This is a genomic window from Bacillus yunxiaonensis (genome assembly GCF_037104695.1).
GTDB lineage: Bacteria > Bacillota > Bacilli > Bacillales > Bacillaceae_G > Bacillus_A > Bacillus_A yunxiaonensis.
On record NZ_JBAWSV010000002.1, the window covers coordinates 16601 to 35158 of the forward strand.

Consider the following 18558-nt stretch of genomic DNA (forward strand, 5'->3'; position numbering starts at 1 on the left):
ACTCTACCAAACGAAAAGGCTCCTCGCAAGATAATAATCTTATTTTCCCTCTTGAATTTCTTCAATAATTTCTAAAAATGCCTGCACTTGTTTTAACTGTCTAGCCGATTCACTTGTTAATAGCCATGTTTCTCTCGTCAGTTGTACTGGAGTTTTATATGTTTTTTGCTTTACTTCTTTTAAAACAGTAGAAGGCAAAAGTGCATAACCAATTCCATTTAAAACAAGCTGCTTACACGTTTCAATTTGATCGACAACAATTGTACGTTTAGGCGGATTAGAAAATAAACCATACCACCAATTCTGTATTTGTCCATAATATGTCGAATCACTTTTAAATTGAATGAACGGTCTATTCGTGTCTTTTAACATGGAAATATCCTTAATCTCCGTATCAACTAAATATAACTCATCTTCAAATAATTGTTGTTTATATCCTTTATATTCTTGTGTTCCTCGTAAAATTGCAACGTGAACGTCACCTTCGTAAAAATGATTTTGTACCTCACTACTCCAACCAGTAAAAAGAGAAATTTTCACAAATGGATACCTTTGTACAAACATCTTTAAAACTGGTGGTAACCAATATTGTCCAATAACAGAAGCCACAGCAAGCTTTAAAGTACCATATGTTTCCGTCTGAAATGTTGCTAATTCACTTTTAATTGCTTCTTCTCTCTGTAACATATCTTTAGCATAATTCGCTACTTTCTCGCCTTCTGGTGTAATCGTTAAGCCTTTTTGCGAGCGAATAAAAAATTTCATCCCCCATTGTTTTTCCATCGATTGGAGTCTTTGACTAAGCGCTGGTTGTGACACAAATAAGCGCTCAGAAGCTTTTCGCATATTTAACTCTTGTGCTAAGATAACCATCATTTGAAAATCATCAATTTGCAATGTTTTCTCCTTCCTTCGTTACAACCGAACGATAAAAGCGACTTCTTCTTTCATTTGAAGTCGCCTTTTTCAAAGTTATCGATTAAACCGTCTTACCATTTTATTTAATAATTTTAAGATTGCACGTCGCGTCAAAATTCCTTCAAAATATCCTTCCTCATTTTCAACACATACAAACGGATGATCAATCGTAATCTCTAATGCTTTTGCAAATGAATCCTGTAATTTTAGGCGTGGAATATCACCATTCATCACACTTTCTACTTTCATGTCCTCTAACTTTTCAAATTCAATACGCTCTAGTCCTAAAATACCATCTAAAATCATTGCCGTACTCACTAATCCATGCAATTTGTACATCGGATCTAGTACTGGAATAGCAGAATAACCAGATTTCACCAAGACAAGCAAAGCATGCTCAAGATTATTTCCAATTTGAACATGTGCTACTTTTTCAGATGAAATCATTAAGTCTTTTACAAAAACTTGCTGAAACTCTTCTTTCGGAATACTAATCATATTGTTATCCCCCACTTTATTCCATTCTAACAAGTAGCAATTGTAAACTAATCGTAAAAAACCAATTCGTTCAAGTAATCCTCTATTTTCTCACTTCTATTTTCAGTTTATGACAACGTTTACATATTATTATTTGTCCTTTTGCTTCTCATATAAAATAAATAACCACAGTTCATTTTACCATAGAAACAAAAGAAAAGACTACCATTCTGGCAGCCTTAATATCCTTCATTTTTCAGACGAGCAAATAAGTTTGTGATTTGTTTGTAATGAGATATATCTGTTTTCTTTCGCCCAGTTTCGATATCAGAAAGTTCAACGGCAAGTATTTCACTCGCATAATTTTGCCGAAACAAAACATCTAGCAATAAGCTTTGTTCCTCTTTTGTTAAATCAATTTCTCTACTCATTTTCTCCTCTCCTTATTCAACTGTCCTTATTCTTTATTATATAAAATATTTCCCCTATTTAATAGATTGAAAATTCAGTACGAAAATTATTTCGTGTACCGATTTGCATAGCTAGACGCCGCATATGCATCAGGCTTAATTTTAGGCGTTAACCCCATCGCTGTAATTTTATTTGTCATATCTAAAATAAACTCTCTCGTCAAACCGTCTTTCCCAATATCTAAATGAATTTCCATAACAAATTCAGCACCTTCTCCGCGGTACGGATAAAGAAGTTCCCACAACTGTTGTATTCGCTCAGGTGTAAATAAACAGGCAATCTCTTGACTAAACTGTGTTTCTAAATAGATTTTTTCTCGCAAACTAGGGGGCTTTCTCCGGATTGTCTGATGGTATAAACAACCCCACGCTCCTTTTCCGACACGGTGCAGATGAATTGCTGTAATAAAACGAGTATCATTTTGATGCACTTGTGAATCTGTTCCAATTGACAATCGATACATATTACGCGGTGCACTTTGAATAAAATGACAAATTCGTGAGAATACGGTCTCAAAGTTCATATGGCGCTCTGATAAATTGTAAAATTGATATTTTCCGTCCATACAGTCACGTCCCTTCTCATAGACAGACTTTCGCATTCTCATTGTATGGGACAGAATAACAAAATATGTCTTACTTATCCTTTACTCGTTTCAATATTCCGGATCAAATATGTACAAAATGGACATTTGAAAATAACATTTTGATTGGATTGCGCTGTTAATACATGTGTAATTTCTGACTGCCCATGGCATTCCGGACACACAACAACAGGTATTTTCTTCACTTTTCTCACCTCTTTATCTCGCTAATCGTGAACAATAAGAGTCCAATTGATAAAAGTTTCATTTTCTAGAATGCATTATCAGTGTAGGAACAGAGAGCTAATATTATTCAGCTTACATAAAAAAAGAAGATGCCTTTATTCTCAGGCACCTTCTTTTTATGTATCAAGAAAGAATATCGTAAATCTCGATTGCAACCATATCAATATTATCAAATTGATATACTTGTGGTTTTTCTCCTTGTTGATACACTTCTAGCTCGTACATATCGCTTTTATCAAAATATTTAACGCTACATTTGCGTTCACCGTTCACTTCAAAATAGCGTTGTGCTACTTCGCCGCTTTCAGCTTGTTCTTTTAGACTAACAAGACGAGTTAAAATTCCTTGGAGCAGAGACATGAAATCTCCCCTTTCTCTAATCTTCCTACGAATAGGTTTTGCAGCAATACTCATTCTATCCGTCATAACTGAAAAAATGTCCCACACCCTAGGATAATGGTTATGAGCAAGAAACTCAACTAAAATTTGTCGAAAAAACGTACAAAAGGCCGAAATAAACACCTTTATTCCGTTTCTCCCACACTTAACAGCCAAAAAAACTTTATCTCAATGCTCTTCTACTTAAGGAAATTTCACTTTATTGAAGTTTTTTACACACGAGAATATAATAGAAATGAGTTGAAGAGGAGGATTTACATGAAGAAAGTAGATGTATATACACAACCAGATTGTCCACCATGTCAAATTATAAAAGAATTTTTAAAACATAATCATATTACATTTACAGAATATGACGTCAAAAAAGATACTGCTGCTCGCAATCGCCTTCTCTATGATTACGATTCCTATTCTACCCCTACTGTTGTTGTAGATGGAGAAGTTGTAGCAGGCTTTCAAATTGAAAAATTACAACAGCTTTTAGAACTAGAACAATAAAGTTCACCTAACGATCAGTGAAGATTTTCTTCACTGATCGTTAGGTGAACCAATCGGGATCTTACTGCCGTTAATACAGGATAAACGAACAATAAGACCCTTTTACTTTATTATTTTTCAAATTGTCTAATCTCAGATAAAAGCTGTTTATTTTCGTGATACCCCGCTAACTTCCATTTATCACCATCTTTTTGCAGTGTGATAATTTGATATTGATCATTTGTTATATCATGTTCATACACATATAACAAATCATGTTCTTGATTGTATACGATTTTTGTTTTGGATGAAAAAGTAAATGGCGCCACTTTTGTGGGCAATAAATATTGAGCACTTCGTTTTTCATCCTGACTATTTTCATCCGTAAAAACTTGAAGGAAATTTTCTGTGAAATAAGGGGATAATGTATCAATCATTTTATCCATTGATAGTCGCTTACCACGAATAGAAAATTGTGCTTCATATCCCTTTCGAATCGTTTCAAATATTTCATTTTGATCAAATTTTGTTTCTTCTTTTCCAAGAACAGTTGTTACACTTTGTCCAATTACAAATGCAACAAAAAGAAATAGCACAATCCAAATTCCATACTTTCTCATTCTCGCACCCTCCTTGTAAAAAGAGCTTGTCCTTCTAGTATTCATTGTAGCAATGATTATATAATGACAGGGTATCTTTCGTTCGTAAAATCTTTACAACGATAGACATCATTCTTATCATAGTTGTCACTATTACCAATTTATGATAAAAACAAACAAAAAAATGCACGAAATATTTCGTGCATTATAGTAAAACATCTTCTTCATATAAAAATTCATAAGACAAATCAATAAATAAATAATGCTCATCATCAATAGGAAACGAGATTGTTCGAACCAATTCACCCGTTTCAAGATCCCCATATAAATCAGACAATCTTCCTTTTTGTTCAAAGCGCAGTTTCATAATGTTTTCTAAAAAGTATGGACGCCAACTCCAATTCTTCATATAATATTCTGGCATTAACACCCATTCTCCGTCTTTTTTCATGACGTTTCCTGATTGTTGAAAGCCATCTTCATTACAAATATAGATACGGAAGCTACAGTGTGTTACTAGTTGACTAAAATTCACTAGCCATTTATTAAAATCTTCTATTTTTCTTTGTTTTGCTAATACATTTCCAACATATTCTCGAAGCGTTTCAGTCAGTTTATAAACTTTTTGCAATTTTCGTTTTTCATGCTGAATAAATTGATGACACTCATTGCCAAGACGCTCTTTCAAGGTGTCTTTATCGATTAAATTTTCGGAAAATTCCTTTAAATAATCCCCTTGATAGTATCTCCCACCATTTTTCCAAGCATATTGCAACTGATAGAACGCATCAATATCTTCATACAATAATGTTGCACCAATACGTCTCGCTAGGAGTGATAATGAATATAAAATATCCTGATACGATTGTAACAGTGCCGTTTGACGTAAATTTGTTAAATCTACTTTTAAAATATCAGGAGCTAGCACACTAATTCTTTCAAGGTTACTTGTTCCTGTTCCTACTTTGTTAATTGCAACCTGAATGCCATATGTACGATAATACATAAGTAAATGATTAAATTGTTCAATATCTTCTTTAAAGTCATGTTCTGTTATTTCTAGTACGATATGGTTTAAACGTAATCCTTTCTTTTCATACGTTAATAATAAGTGTAGTAAACTTTCACTTTCATCGTTCATCAGTATATTTGCATTACGATGCAAAAATAATAAAAACGATTGATCCGTTTCTAAATATCGATCTAATGCTTTTCCTGAAATAATATTATCTACTTCAAGTTGAAACTCATCTGGAATCGAATCATCATGAAAGAATGAGGCAAGACTGTGAATTCCTTCTTCTGTTTGTATGCGTCCTACTACTTCATATCCAATTACAGTATGTTCATCTGCACTAAAAATTGCTTGATAATAAGGAAGGACTTGATCCAAATTACTCATCACATCTAATGCATCTACCATAGTACTCCCCCCTTTTACTTTTCAAAAATTATAACACGTTATGCAGAAAAAATAATAAAAAAATCCCTTCAGTTTTCCTGAAGGGATTAGAGGGGTAAAATGCTAAGGGGAATTAGCAATTCTACTATGAAGAAAAAAGAGGTCTTAAATATACCCCATAAACAAGTTCCTTGTAAAGGTCCTCTTTCTATATGTCACAAATTTGTCACAAACATCCCATCCCTTAAAACGGATATTGATGTAAATGTTGGCCACCATCCATTGTGATGCAAGCTCCATTTATGTACGCAGCTTCTTCAGAGCATAAATAAAAAGCCAGACCAGCAATTTCTTCTGGTGTTCCAAGTCTTCCTAGCGGCACACTTTGCAATGTTCGCTTTGCTGCTTCTTCAGATATCCACAGCTTTTCAGCCCCACCTGTACGCTCAATTGGCCCTGGAGCAATTGCATTAACACGAATACCATATTTACGTCCCCACTCAACAGCAAGCGTTCTTGTCATCGCTAATACACCTGCTTTAGCTGATGCAGAATGAATAACACCAGGACCTGCATCCCATGCGTAAGTTGCAACCATATTAATAATTGTTCCTTTTATCCCTTTTTCAATCCAATACTTCCCGATTGCTTGACTACAATAAAATGTACCATTTAACACAATATCAATAACAGCATTCCAACCATTTGGCGATAAATCTTCAGCCGGACAAAGAAAATTTCCCGCTGCATTATTTACGAGTACATCGATGCGTCCAAATTCTTCATCGATTTTTTCAATCATTCTTTTTATATCCTCAGTATTACGCACATCCATTTGTACAGGTAATACTTGTCCTTCAAATTGTTCAATTTCTTTCTTTGCCTCTTCTAATCGTTCTATTGTGCGTCCTGTAATAACAACACGCGCTCCTTCTTTGGCAAAACGAGTCGCCATTCCTTTGCCCATTCCACTTGAACCACCTGTAATTACAACTACTTTTTCTTTCACAATATCCCCTCCCAAAAATGAATACATATTCATTTTATCACTTTATTCATTAGAATTCTTTATAAATTTTAATTTTTCTGATATCTTTTAATAAAATATACTATTCTATCGTTAACAATGAAAGGAGAGAAGATAAGTAGCGACTCATTCTAACAAACCACACCTTCCTACTACGATTATTTCCTATCATCTCGCTCATATAAACATGAATCATATAACAAGAAGAAACTTTATCAAAAAAGGCATTCACACACTATTATATACTTGTATAACAACCGGAACGGGTTACTATTATGCAAAATACATAGAACCCCGCCTTCTCTCTTTTACGTATCATACAATTCGTTCTCCACTCATCCCACGTGGATTTAACGGTGTTAAAATGGTTCAATTTAGTGATTTACATTTAGGATATTACTACTCGCTTCAACAACTTTCTAAAGTAGTAACAAAAATAAATGAAAAAAAGCCTGACATCGTGTTTTTTACTGGAGATTTAATCGATAATTATCAAACATATGAATATACTCCGCTTGTTGCATCAATTTTACAAAATATCATTGCTCCGCTTGGTAAATTTGCAATTTTCGGCAATCATGATCATGGTGGATATGGGACAGATTACTATAATCACATCATGACACAATCTGGTTTTGAAATATTACAAAATATCGAAAAACGTATTCGCCTATTAGATGGAAGTGAAATTTCCATTTTTGGTATTGACGATATCATGCTTGGAAAACCTGACATACACGGAACCTTACAACAAGCACAAAATAATCTGTATACAATTGCTCTCGTGCATGAACCTGATATCGCACCGCATATTGCAAATTTCCCTGTCAATTTACTACTCTCTGGACATAGTCATGGTGGACAAGTACAACTCCCTTTCTTTGGCGCCATTATTACCCCTACATTTGCAAAACATTATATTGAAGGTTTTTATCATATTAAGCAAAACTATGACTTGTTATTGTATGTTAATCGTGGTCTTGGAACAACCCGTGTACCATTTCGATTTTTAGCAAAACCGGAAATTACGCTCTTTACATTACAATCGACATAATATCCGAACTTATTTCGCCTATTTTCCGCACCATTCTCTCTTGTACTCGCTCATCCACGTTATCTTTTCCATATGATAACAATGAGTTCAATGAAGGAGGTTTTAACATGTATCCACAATACCAGCCGATTCCGTTTCGCTCAGCACCAGTTGGTCCAATCGGAGACTCACGATTTCTACCATTTATCGGATTCCCCTTTTTAGCTGGTCTTGCAGGGGGTGTACTCGGCGGAGCATTACTATTTGGCCCTAGACCATGTTATCCACCATATCCTTGCTACGGTCCTTTTCCAACACCATATTACTACTAATGTAAATAGAAACAACTATGGAAAAAGGCCCCATATCGAGGCCTTTTCTCTATATTATATAAATAACTGTAAAACATTAGAATATAAGAATACCTATCTCTTGTCCCACTACTTTTGGATAGTAAAACTCCCATCTCGAGATTTTAAGAAATCCGAGAAAATAAGTGGAGGATAACTACTGGCATGCGCCCGATTGGTGAGAGCTTTCCATCAGTGGGGATGAAGCCCCCACTGACGGAAGTTTCACTTTATTCTTCCTCTGTGTGTGTATATGCCATTTGAAAGAGTCTCATTTGACTTTCAACTTCTTGCGCATCATCATTTACTACATAGTAATATTCTCCATGCTCATTTTGTTCACGTGCTTTTACATTATCATCTAAAATGAGTTGTAAAATATCTTTAATTCGCGCTTTCATATCAAACTCTAAAATTGGAAATGAAATTTCTACACGTTTTTCCATATTACGCGTCATCCAGTCGGCTGACGATAAAAATAACTTTTCTTCTCCATTATGATGAAAATAATAAATGCGACTATGCTCTAAATAGCGGCCTACTACACTAATGACACGAATATTTTCACTTACACCTGGAATTTGGGGACGTAAACAACAAGTTCCCCTTACAATGAGGTCAACTTTCACGCCAGCTTGTGATGCTTCATATAGCTTTTGAATAAGCGGCTTATCTGTTAACGAATTCATTTTCGCAATAATATAACCATTTCCATATTGCTTATGATAACGAATCTCTTCATCAATGAGTTCAATAAATTGCTGACGAATATCAAACGGTGCAACGGATAATTGATGAAAATGAGGTTTCATGGTATACCCACTTAAATAATTAAAAAAGTTTGTCGCATCAATACCGAAATCTTTACGTGATGTAATGTATCCAAAATCAGTATATAATTTCGCTGTTGCATCATTATAATTACCTGTACCTAAATGGACAAAGCGTTCAATTTTCCCATATTTCCGTCTTACAACAAGCGTAATTTTACTATGTGTTTTTAAATGGCTAACACCATAAATAACATGACAACCTGCTTTTTCTAATTCTTTTGCCCAGTGAACGTTATTTTCTTCATCAAAACGAGCCTTTAATTCCACAAGTACTGTCACTTGCTTCCCATTTTCTGCCGCTGTTTTTAAAGCTTTAATAACGGGGGAATCTCCACTTACACGATACAGCGTTTGTTTAATTGCTAACACATCAGGATCTTCTGCTGCATCTGCTACAAAATCAATGACAGGTTGAAATGATTCAAATGGATGATGCAATAGAATATCTTGTTCTAGAGCTTTTTCAAACACATCTTCTTCATCACCTAAATCTTGAGGTGGCTGTGGAATAAGTGCTGGATAGATCAAATTGTCATATGTAGATGCTAACTTCTTATAAAGCGCAAATAAACATGTTAAATCAAGTGGGCCATCAATCATATATACATCTTCATCTTTTACTTCTAACGCTTCGTATAATAAAGATAATACTCGTTCATCTAAGTTATCTGTTCCTACCTCTAAACGAACCGCTGCGCCCCATTTTCGTTTTTTTAATTCTTTCTCAATTACTTTTAATAAATCACGTGCGCCTTCTTCATGAATAGTCAAATCCGCATTACGTGTAATGCGAAAACGCGTAACAGAAGATACCATATATCCTGTAAATAATTTATGAGTAAAGTTACTAATCACATCTTCTAAAGAAATGAATTTTTGCCTATTATCTTCATTTGGTAAAAAAATAAAGCGCTCTAATAATGATGGAACTTGAACAATACCAAGCTTGGTCCGATTTTCTTCTACTGTTTGTCTTTCATCATATAAAATAGCAGCTAAATTTAAGCTTTTATTCAATAACATAGGAAACGGTCGGTACGCATCAATTGCCACAGGTGTTAACACCGGAAAAATTTGCTCATCAAAATATTCTTCAATAAATTCTCGTTGTTCTTTCGTTAAATCGTGAAAAGATAATAATTCTATTCCTTCTTCCTTCAACGCAGGAAATACAATATTTTGATAGGTATCATACTGTACTTTCATTAATTCATGTGCCTTAGTTGAAATCTTTTTCAACTGTTGTTTCGGCGTTAATCCAGCTTTATTTTCTGGCTGATTAAATCCAGCTCTTACTTGATCTTTCAATCCTGCAACACGCACCATAAAAAACTCATCTAAATTTGAGCTGAAAATACTGATAAACTTTAATCTCTCTAATAATGGATTACAGTCACCTTGCGCTTCTTGTAATACTCGCTCATTAAAGGCAAGCCAACTTAATTCACGATTGTTATAATAAGCCGTATCATTGAAGTTTATAAGACTATTCTTCACCGTTTCCATCTCCCCATCACACTTCCCTCTAAAGCTTTATCAATATAATTTTATTATATTCATTTTACCAAATATCCTTTGAAAGAAATGTAAATTTTTCGTAAAGAAGTTCGTACAAATTAACATTTTTCGTGAAAATATAGTTCAATGTTTGCTTTTAAAGCTTTTTCCAGCTGTTTTTTCTGTTTTTCCGCCTGTACTTTTTCGGATAATGCTGATTGCTTACAGCAAATATAAAAAGCAAGACCATCTTCGTTATTTACAATATGAATGGATTCGACAAGATTACGATTTGTCACATTTAATGCTGCAGAAAATTGTAAAATAGACCCTAATAATCGTATTTTTCTTTGTTCGTCTTTTTCAAACCAATCTGTAAATGGTTCGATACATTGTTTAAACAACAATTTCGATTTATATGAAGCAATTAATGCTAATTTAATTCTTTCTTTATGCATCATGCCATCTATCGTTTTATTTGCTAACAAATAAAACGTATGCTGGCTGCTTGACTCTTCATCAATATATTTTCCAATATTAAATACTTTTGCTGCCCTATGAAGCAGAGTCCAATCTTCTTGCGTAAAGGAAATAACCCCTTTTTTTCCTAATTCTTTACAAATAGTCATGGCATTTTTCATAAGTTGCATCACAACATTCATATCCATCTCATATTCATAAGAAAGTAAATGTAAGCTTTCTTCCACAACATTGGGATAATAAGTAATCCCAAGTGAATTTGTTAACTCTTCATAAAAAACACCTTCTCGCAGTCCTTTTCTACTCAACACAAAAGATGGCGCTTCTATAATAGTTGTTAACATCCTAAACACTTCTACTGCTGAAATAATGGTATCAGCTCGATCTTTAGCAAGACCCTCTAACTTTTGCAGTTCTGTAAATGAAAGCCTTAGTAAATGTTCGTGCACATGTTCAATATCAGCTGGCTTCATCTTATATAAATGTAATCCAGAAATCGGATAAGAAATTAGATTCTGGTGAATGTTCACCATATTCCGTGCACTACCTCCAATTGCAATTAACGGTAATTTCTTACCTTTGAGCCATGGAAGCGATTGAAACTCATACCATAAATAATTTCTTAATTCCTCAAGTTCCTCTGAAGTTGGTGTATCATGACGAATGAATTGTTGCTTTAATGACAAAGCTCCAAATGGAAAACTATAATATTCGATAATTTCTCGATTTTGGAAATAAGTAACTTCTGTACTTCCGCCTCCAATATCAACAGTAATTCCTTCTGTGAAAGAGGTGGAGTTCATAACTGCTATATATCCATAACGTGCTTCTTCATACTCAGACAATACCCGAATCTGAAAATCAGTGTGTTCTTCAACAAGACGTTTAATTTCCATTTGATTTTTAGCTTGCCGAACTGTTGCGGTTGCTACGCACAATACTTTATGTAACTGGTGAAACCGCGTGCTTTCTTGAAACTGCAGCAAAGTATGTAACAATATATGGATTCCTTCTTCAGTTAGAACACCCTCTACTAAATAGTTGCGTAAGCGAGCAACTACCTTCGTATTTTCAATTTCTTTGTAAAAGCCACCATTTTGTTTTTCATAAATAACTAATCTCATCGTATTTGATCCAATATCAATAATCCCATATTGTTGTTTCAACACTCTCGTCATCCTTTTCTTTGTATCATTATATCATTATTTAAAGTTTTAAAAGCCTGTCCAACATAGCGTAAGCGCACTTAAGTTCATGAATAAGAGATTCTTCTAGATATTAAATAAAGTATTACCTTACTTCAAAGAAAGATATAACTATTATACAAAATAGTTGTTTTTTTTCACAACATTGCTTTAATATTGAAAATACATATAATAGCTTTCTATATAGAAGAATTGCTAGCTTTTATTAAATTATGATACTGTAGACAGGAAAGGAGTGCTAAGATGAAGTCTTCACAATCCCAGTCTCGTTCCTACAATCAATTTTCGGTCCATCAACTTGCTGAAGCAATTTTCAGTGTCAACCGACATGCAAAATCAGCTACAAATCCGAAATATTTATATTGGTTAAAAAAGACAGCTTTAGAACGGTTAATTTCAGAAAAACAAGCTACGAAAGAAGGTTTACACTTTTCCAAAAACCCACGCTTTAGCCAGCAACAATCTGACGTTCTTGTCCGAGCAGGTAATTATTACTTCCATATTCCTCCTACGAAAGATGATTTTCGTAACCTTCCACATCTCGGTAGCCTTGATTGTGCATATCGAAATCCAAAAACACATCTATCCTTAACATCTGCTAAAAAAATGCTCCAGCAGTATATTGGGGAAGAAGCATTTCAACAAGAAAAAAAATTAAACGAATCCATTCCTTGGTATCGTCGTACTTACACAAAAAAATAAAGAAGCTTTGGCCGTTTTGGCCAAAGCTTCTTTATTTTTTATCTTCTTTTATTTTAATGTTTGCTTGCTTATAAAAGGACAATTTTTCTTGATTATATTGTTTTGTGTATTCATTAAATTTATTTTTTGGAGAATCGATATCTTGATAAGATTGATTTACAGCTTTTACTTTCTCACTAATCGCTTTTAATTTTTCATCTTGTGCTTGCAGCATCGTATACAATTCTTTTTCTAATTTTAATGATTTTTTATAGCTATCATACATTTTGTTAAAAGCATCATAACGGCCTTTATACGCATCTTGTACTTTCTTTGCTTGTTCTTGCAGTTTTTTATCTTCCAGTTTCTTTATATTTGTATCCACATCTTTTACTTCTTTTTGTGCTTTATCTAACGTTTCTTTCTCTTTATCTAATACTTTTTCACGATCTGCATCGATTTTTATAGCTTGATCCAATTTCTCTTTTACCACTTGATTGCTATCTTTTCCGTCCTTTACAATCTGGTTGTACAATTCTTGTCCTTGCTTTTCTAATGTTTCCAATGTTTTCGCATCTTCAAACATTGTTTTTTCTTGTTTTGCAGCATTCTCAAATGCTACGTATAGCTCTTCTTCTGGTTTAGGTCCAAAGCAACCTGCAAGTAAACTCATTGATATAACTGCTACTAGTGCTACCTTTTTATATTTCAACTTCAATTCCTCCTATTTTATATGCGATTATCATGCCAGAAATTTAATGGAAAATGATCTGCTTCATCGTATACTTCGAATTCATACCCTTTTTTACGAAGATCATCAATGATTGTTTGTAAAGCTTGCACTGTTTGCTTTTTCTCATGCATTAAAACAACTTCTCGTTCTTTATTAACGTGTGAGACAACATTTTGGGTAACTCCGTTTGGATTCCCCGGTAATTTCCAGTCTAAAGAATCAACAGTCCAATCCCATTCTTTCATACCAGCAGATGCCATTTGATCACGCAGCGCCTGAGTAAGTCCAGGCATACTTCCATATGGACAGCGAACAAGGTTTGGGTGAATGCCTGTTACCTCTTTCATAATATCTTGTGCCTGTTTCATTTCTTCAACAAATTTACCTTCTTTATACAGCTTTGTATAATTATGTGTCATACTATGAACACCCGGATAATTTCCCTCTTTTACTAAGCGCTTCACACTCTCTTTATAGGCTGGAATATTCCCACCTATCATAAAGAATGTTCCTTTTATATCATTTTTCTTTAAAATATCTAAAATTTCTTTTTGAAATTCACTTGGTCCATCATCAAATGTTAAATATACTACTTTACGTACTTGACCGTTATATTTTTCGGGCGCTACTTTTTTCATTTCTACTTTGGGCTGTTCACTTGCGAACTGAACAGAATTTTTTTGATTCGCAACTGCTTTTGCAGGAGAAGTAATTGATTGAAACATAAAAAACCCTGCTGCTACAGCACAAATTGCAATAACAACAATAACCAACCGCTTAATTACTGTAGAGCGGCGGTTCGTAACGTCTACCATTCTATCATTCCCTTTCTATCTTTCTATCTCTACTTGTTTCATTTTACACAGTACAAAGGAATCGATGCAATATTTTCCGATTATTTTACAATTGTCCTCAAAAGGAAAAGTGTAGAGATTTTTCCTGCTCTACACTTTTAATGAGAAATCATTGTGCAAAATGTACTGACACATCCATCGTTAATTATATGATGATTAACCATATTTTTAAAGGGATTTGTTACAAAACACACAATATGTTGTAACAAAAATGAAAAAAATGTTTCGAAATAATAATGTTGTAATTTTACTTGTTACATGACTCTATTTTGATATAATCGTATTTTTGCTAGCTCTAATAGCACTTCAAATGATTCTCCCTCTATTGGATATGTTGCTCCACCAAATATAAATGTGATGTGTACAATATCATCTTGCAACATTTTTGTTAAATTTTTTAGTAATTCGATTCATTAATGTTGATTGTTCGTGCCCCTTATCTGCTGCAATCATTACATATTCATTTTCTTTCCAGCATGTTATAACATCTCTTTCTCGAACTGTCTGCACCAATGTTTGTTCTACTTTTAGAACCATTCGCTCTAGGTTTGGTTCTAAAATACTAATCTTTAGTTCCTCTCAATCTTGAGGTGGGGATCTTAATGCCAGTTAATGCGAGATAATATTTAAAAAGTTTATTTCAACAAAAAAGAAGGAAATCATCTATTGCATATGGATAGTTTCCTTCTTTTTTATTTGTACTCATATAGGGCGATATTCAATTACTTAAAATAAATTCGTTTTTATCGTTTTATCAGCAGGGCCTGTTTTGTTTGCAATGGTCCATACATTTGTTGGTTATGTTGGAATGTATACGTAGCACGAAGAGGTAAAGAAGGTGATATATTGTTTCGCTTAGCTTTTACTTGCAATACTAAACATGCTTTTTCTTTGGGCGATAAGTTATCAATACGCCAACGAACAAGTTGAAAAAGAAATTCGTATTCTCCATTATTGGACGTTAATGTATTTGGTATATACGATAATTGATCTCTAATCATATGACTTACGCATATACGAGAAACAGCCTCTTCCCCTTTATTATCCACTTCAATTTGAATCGCAATTATATCTTGCAGTTCATAATAAATAGTGTCTGAAAACGAAGACTGTTGTTCCATATTACACACCGTAAGCGTTACATCTATATGAGGAGCATATTGCTTATGAGCTAAATCCTTATCATTACTTCCTGACCATACAGAAGGTTGTATGCACAAAGAAAACTTTTCACGATTTTCTAACTCCCCCCAATATTCCACCATACAAATTCACCCCACTCTAATATTAAATATATAAATTTCATACTCTCTACTTTTTTCTTCGCGGCCTTCGACAAAAACTTAACCTTTTTCTATCCTCTACTTTATATAGTATTCGATAAGCGAAAGAAAAAATCATTCTAAAAAAGCTGTACATCATGTACAGCTTTGCTGATAAGATCCCATGTATTCTTTTATCTTATACTAACCATAAGTGGCATATGAAAAACTTTCCTACTGATAAAACCTTCACTTTATATATTGTTTCTCATTCTATTATTTTTTCAATTTCCTCTATATTTCATGACGATACATAGACAGTTTCCTGTCCTCTCTAATTCTTATAAGTACGCACCATTTCCTTTTGTCACTTCCTATATTATGAATCATTTTCAATAATATGTTTTGTTTAAGACATTTTATATTTCTTCATTTCTACACTTTTTATAAATAAGTAACCGATAGTATATTTTCTACATATTTCCTGATTAAATAAGTTGTATGTATATTATTTAATCAGGAAATATGTTTATATTCTTTGACTAAAAGATACATATGTACGACAAAATAATTTTGCCGAAAAAAAATTATTTGTCATTTAGTCAAATTTGACTATAATATAATTTATTGTTGATATACAAAGGAGGGTTATGCTTGGAGGAACAAATAACTCAAAAGCAAGCAAGTAATACAAAGTTCGTTGTAACAGGATTGTTGCTGGGAATCCTACTAGCAGCAATGGATAACACAATTGTTGCTACTGCAATGCCTACTATTGTAGGTGATTTAGGCGGTTTTGATAAATTTGTATGGGTCACTTCTGCCTATATGGTAGCTACAATGGCCGGAATGCCTATCTTCGGAAAACTATCAGATATGTACGGACGTAAACGTTTTTACATAGGAGGATTACTTCTCTTTCTAGTTGGGTCAATACTTTGCGGCACTGCATCTAGCATTGAACAATTAAGTGTATACCGTGCAATTCAAGGAATTGGCGGTGGTGCTCTTATGCCAATCGCATTTACCATTATGTATGATATTTTCCCAGCAGAAAAACGTGGTAAAATGACAGGACTATTTGGAGCTGTTTTTGGAACGTCAAGTGTGTTTGGACCGCTTCTAGGTGCTTATATTACTGACTATATTAGCTGGCACTGGGTATTTTATATTAATATTCCATTAGGGATTATCTCGCTCTTTTTAATTACAAAATACTATAAAGAATCTTTACAATATAGTAAACAAAAAATTGATTGGGCAGGCGCTGTTACTTTAATTATCGGTATTGTTTGTCTCATGTTTGCTTTAGAACTCGGAGGTAAACAGTATGCTTGGGATTCAAGCGTAATTGTGAGCTTATTTGCCACATTTGCTATTATGCTTATTATCTTTTTCTTTATTGAACGAAAAGTGGAAGAACCGATTATTTCTTTCCATTTATTCAAAAAACGTTTATTTGCAGCAAGTCAAGGCGTTGCCTTCTTATACGGTGCAACATTTATTATTTGTACAATGTATATTCCCATTTTCATCCAAGGTGTTCTTGGTGGATCCGCAGCAAATGCTGGATTAATTTTAACACCGATGATGGTAGGGTCTGTTATTGGAAGCCAAATAGGTGGACAGTTATCAACGCGTACAAGTTACCGTAACATTATGATGATCTCTGGTCTTTTCTTTATTCTTGGTATGTATCTATTAAGTACGTTAACAGTCGATACGTCACGTACAATGGTTACAGTCTTTATGATTTTAGCTGGATTTGGCGTCGGGTTTTCCTTCTCTGTCTTAAGTATGGCTTCTATTCATAATTTAAGTATGAGAGAACGAGGTTCGGCGACATCAACAAACTCTTTCTTCCGTTCACTTGGTATGACACTTGGTGTAACAATTTTTGGTACGATTCAAAATCATGCATTTACAGATAAACTAAAATCTGTTTTCCCACCAGAACTAGCAAAGATGGCTCCAAAAGGCGGCGATACAAGTTTCTTATTATCTCCAAATGCGACTGAAAAAATGCCACCACAAATTTTACATGGCATTAAAGAGGCACTAGCAACCTCTATCGCTGATACATTTTTATGGGCGCTTATTCCTGCAGCACTTAGTATTATATGCATCTTATTAATGGGAAAAGAGCGACTGATTGTACCAGGAAGCAAGAAACAAAAACAAGTTAGTTAATATGAGCCTCCTCTTCTGAATAGAGAGGAGGTTATATTAAATTTAGTAGTTTGATGTTATTGGAGTTGAAACAAGATGAGCATGAAATTAGTCATTCTTGGTTTACTTCTCGAAGGAGAGAAACACCCTTACGAAGTGCAGCATATTATGAAAGAAAGGCAAATGAATTGCTATATTAAATATGCAAAAGGGTCGTTATATTACGCCTTCGAGCAGCTAGAAAAACAGGACGCTATCGCTGTTACACATATCGTACGTGATACAAGCCGTCCTGATAAAACAATTTATCATATTACAGAAAAAGGAAAAGAGCTCTTTCATACTCTTGTACTCGAGCAAATTCAAGCAAAAAATCATATATATAAACCAATCTACGCAGGTCTTTCTTTTAGTCATTTCAGTGACAATCAACGCATTGTTCCGATTCTTAAAAAGAAAATTGAAGAAACACAGACATTTATAACAACGATGCAAAACATATATACAAATAATAAGACTAGCATTCCCCGTACACAGCTTTATATTTTGGAAAATGTTATTGATCATGCTTCTGTTGAATTTCGTTGGCTGAAAAAACTGTATAAAGACGCACTAGAGGGACAACTTTCAGAAATCAATACAGAATTAGATAATTAAACATCGAAACAGTCACCAAGGAGTGACTGTTTTTTGTATTCATAAAAACGGATTTTCCTAAGCGTTTTTTTCCTTTTTTCTTTTTTGTAACCTCTTCCCTTTTTCATTACAATACGAATATATAAAGTGAAACTTTCATAAGTGGAGAGTTCTTCATCCCCCACTGATGGTTAGTTGATACTGCCCGCGTATAGCGGAATAAAGG

Annotated in this window: 21 protein-coding genes; 6 read left to right on the top strand and 15 right to left on the bottom strand. The window is 33.9% G+C overall.

Annotated elements, in window-relative coordinates:
- Positions 1–39 precede the first annotated feature (39 nt).
- The 6 genes from WAX78_RS06025 to WAX78_RS06050 form a co-directional block, all read right to left on the bottom strand.
- Positions 40–897 carry a LysR family transcriptional regulator gene (locus WAX78_RS06025; RefSeq protein ID WP_336481400.1) on the bottom strand — a complete coding sequence of 286 codons (858 nt, stop codon included), beginning with the start codon at positions 895–897 and terminating at the stop codon, positions 40–42.
- Between the two features lie 75 nt (positions 898–972).
- Positions 973–1416 (bottom strand): cyclic-di-AMP-binding protein CbpB, encoded by a 444-nt coding sequence (gene cbpB / locus WAX78_RS06030; RefSeq protein ID WP_336481401.1) that lies wholly within the window; start codon positions 1414–1416, stop codon positions 973–975.
- Between the two features lie 218 nt (positions 1417–1634).
- Entirely contained in the window at positions 1635–1826 is a 192-nt protein-coding gene (abbA, locus tag WAX78_RS06035) for an antirepressor AbbA (protein ID WP_336481402.1), read from the bottom strand.
- An 86-nt stretch (positions 1827–1912) separates the two neighbouring features.
- On the bottom strand, positions 1913–2431 hold the full coding sequence (locus tag WAX78_RS06040) for a ribonuclease H-like YkuK family protein (protein ID WP_336481403.1): 519 nt from the start codon (positions 2429–2431) through the stop codon (positions 1913–1915).
- A gap of 74 nt (positions 2432–2505) precedes the next feature.
- Positions 2506–2655 carry a hypothetical protein gene (locus WAX78_RS06045; protein ID WP_336481404.1) on the bottom strand — a complete coding sequence of 50 codons (150 nt, stop codon included), beginning with the start codon at positions 2653–2655 and terminating at the stop codon, positions 2506–2508.
- 163 nt (positions 2656–2818) lie between these two features.
- Positions 2819–3055 (bottom strand): YkuJ family protein, encoded by a 237-nt coding sequence (locus WAX78_RS06050; protein ID WP_020059327.1) that lies wholly within the window; start codon positions 3053–3055, stop codon positions 2819–2821.
- A 297-nt stretch (positions 3056–3352) separates the two neighbouring features.
- Between WAX78_RS06050 and WAX78_RS06055 the strand changes: the two genes are divergently transcribed.
- Positions 3353–3592: a glutaredoxin domain-containing protein gene (locus WAX78_RS06055; protein WP_336481405.1), complete on the top strand. Its 240-nt coding sequence runs from the start codon at positions 3353–3355 to the stop codon at positions 3590–3592.
- A gap of 110 nt (positions 3593–3702) precedes the next feature.
- Here the strand turns inward: WAX78_RS06055 and WAX78_RS06060 are convergent, their stop codons facing one another.
- From WAX78_RS06060 to fadH, 3 genes are all read right to left on the bottom strand, one after another.
- Positions 3703–4191, bottom strand: a complete 489-nt coding sequence (locus WAX78_RS06060; RefSeq protein ID WP_336481406.1) for a DUF3993 domain-containing protein — start codon at positions 4189–4191, stop codon at positions 3703–3705.
- A 184-nt stretch (positions 4192–4375) separates the two neighbouring features.
- Positions 4376–5593, bottom strand: coding sequence for an EAL-associated domain-containing protein (locus tag WAX78_RS06065; RefSeq protein ID WP_336481407.1), 1218 nt, complete (start codon positions 5591–5593; stop codon positions 4376–4378).
- Positions 5594–5816: 223 nt separating this feature from the next.
- Positions 5817–6581, bottom strand: coding sequence for a 2,4-dienoyl-CoA reductase (fadH, locus tag WAX78_RS06070; protein ID WP_336481408.1), 765 nt, complete (start codon positions 6579–6581; stop codon positions 5817–5819).
- A 205-nt stretch (positions 6582–6786) separates the two neighbouring features.
- On the opposite strand from fadH, the gene WAX78_RS06075 reads away from it, so the two are divergent.
- Together WAX78_RS06075 and WAX78_RS06080 are read left to right on the top strand one after the other, a co-directional pair.
- The gene (locus WAX78_RS06075) at positions 6787–7653 is read left to right on the top strand and encodes a metallophosphoesterase (RefSeq protein ID WP_336481409.1); all 867 of its coding nucleotides are present in this window, start codon (positions 6787–6789) and stop codon (positions 7651–7653) included.
- Positions 7654–7760: 107 nt separating this feature from the next.
- Positions 7761–7964: a hypothetical protein gene (locus WAX78_RS06080; protein WP_336481410.1), complete on the top strand. Its 204-nt coding sequence runs from the start codon at positions 7761–7763 to the stop codon at positions 7962–7964.
- Between the two features lie 248 nt (positions 7965–8212).
- Here the strand turns inward: WAX78_RS06080 and WAX78_RS06085 are convergent, their stop codons facing one another.
- Together WAX78_RS06085 and WAX78_RS06090 are read right to left on the bottom strand one after the other, a co-directional pair.
- Positions 8213–10321, bottom strand: a complete 2109-nt coding sequence (locus WAX78_RS06085) for an RNA degradosome polyphosphate kinase (RefSeq protein ID WP_336481411.1) — start codon at positions 10319–10321, stop codon at positions 8213–8215.
- Between the two features lie 110 nt (positions 10322–10431).
- Entirely contained in the window at positions 10432–11970 is a 1539-nt protein-coding gene (locus WAX78_RS06090; protein ID WP_336481412.1) for a Ppx/GppA family phosphatase, read from the bottom strand.
- Positions 11971–12240: 270 nt separating this feature from the next.
- Here WAX78_RS06090 and WAX78_RS06095 point away from each other — a divergent pair, with 270 nt between their 5' ends.
- Positions 12241–12699, top strand: a complete 459-nt coding sequence (locus WAX78_RS06095) for a YkyB family protein (RefSeq protein WP_336481413.1) — start codon at positions 12241–12243, stop codon at positions 12697–12699.
- A 31-nt stretch (positions 12700–12730) separates the two neighbouring features.
- Here the strand turns inward: WAX78_RS06095 and WAX78_RS06100 are convergent, their stop codons facing one another.
- From WAX78_RS06100 to WAX78_RS06115, 4 genes are all read right to left on the bottom strand, one after another.
- On the bottom strand, positions 12731–13351 hold the full coding sequence (locus WAX78_RS06100) for a YkyA family protein (protein WP_336481997.1): 621 nt from the start codon (positions 13349–13351) through the stop codon (positions 12731–12733).
- Between the two features lie 56 nt (positions 13352–13407).
- Positions 13408–14226: a peptidoglycan-N-acetylglucosamine deacetylase gene (locus WAX78_RS06105; protein WP_336481414.1), complete on the bottom strand. Its 819-nt coding sequence runs from the start codon at positions 14224–14226 to the stop codon at positions 13408–13410.
- Positions 14227–14634: 408 nt separating this feature from the next.
- On the bottom strand, positions 14635–14802 hold the full coding sequence (locus WAX78_RS06110; protein ID WP_336481415.1) for a hypothetical protein: 168 nt from the start codon (positions 14800–14802) through the stop codon (positions 14635–14637).
- A gap of 206 nt (positions 14803–15008) precedes the next feature.
- Entirely contained in the window at positions 15009–15530 is a 522-nt protein-coding gene (locus WAX78_RS06115) for a hypothetical protein (protein ID WP_336481416.1), read from the bottom strand.
- Positions 15531–16181: 651 nt separating this feature from the next.
- Between WAX78_RS06115 and WAX78_RS06120 the strand changes: the two genes are divergently transcribed.
- A complete protein-coding gene (locus tag WAX78_RS06120) occupies positions 16182–17717 on the top strand; it encodes an MDR family MFS transporter (RefSeq protein WP_336481417.1) in 1536 nt (511 codons plus the stop codon).
- A gap of 75 nt (positions 17718–17792) precedes the next feature.
- Positions 17793–18353: a PadR family transcriptional regulator gene (locus WAX78_RS06125; protein WP_336481418.1), complete on the top strand. Its 561-nt coding sequence runs from the start codon at positions 17793–17795 to the stop codon at positions 18351–18353.
- Positions 18354–18558 lie beyond the last annotated feature (205 nt).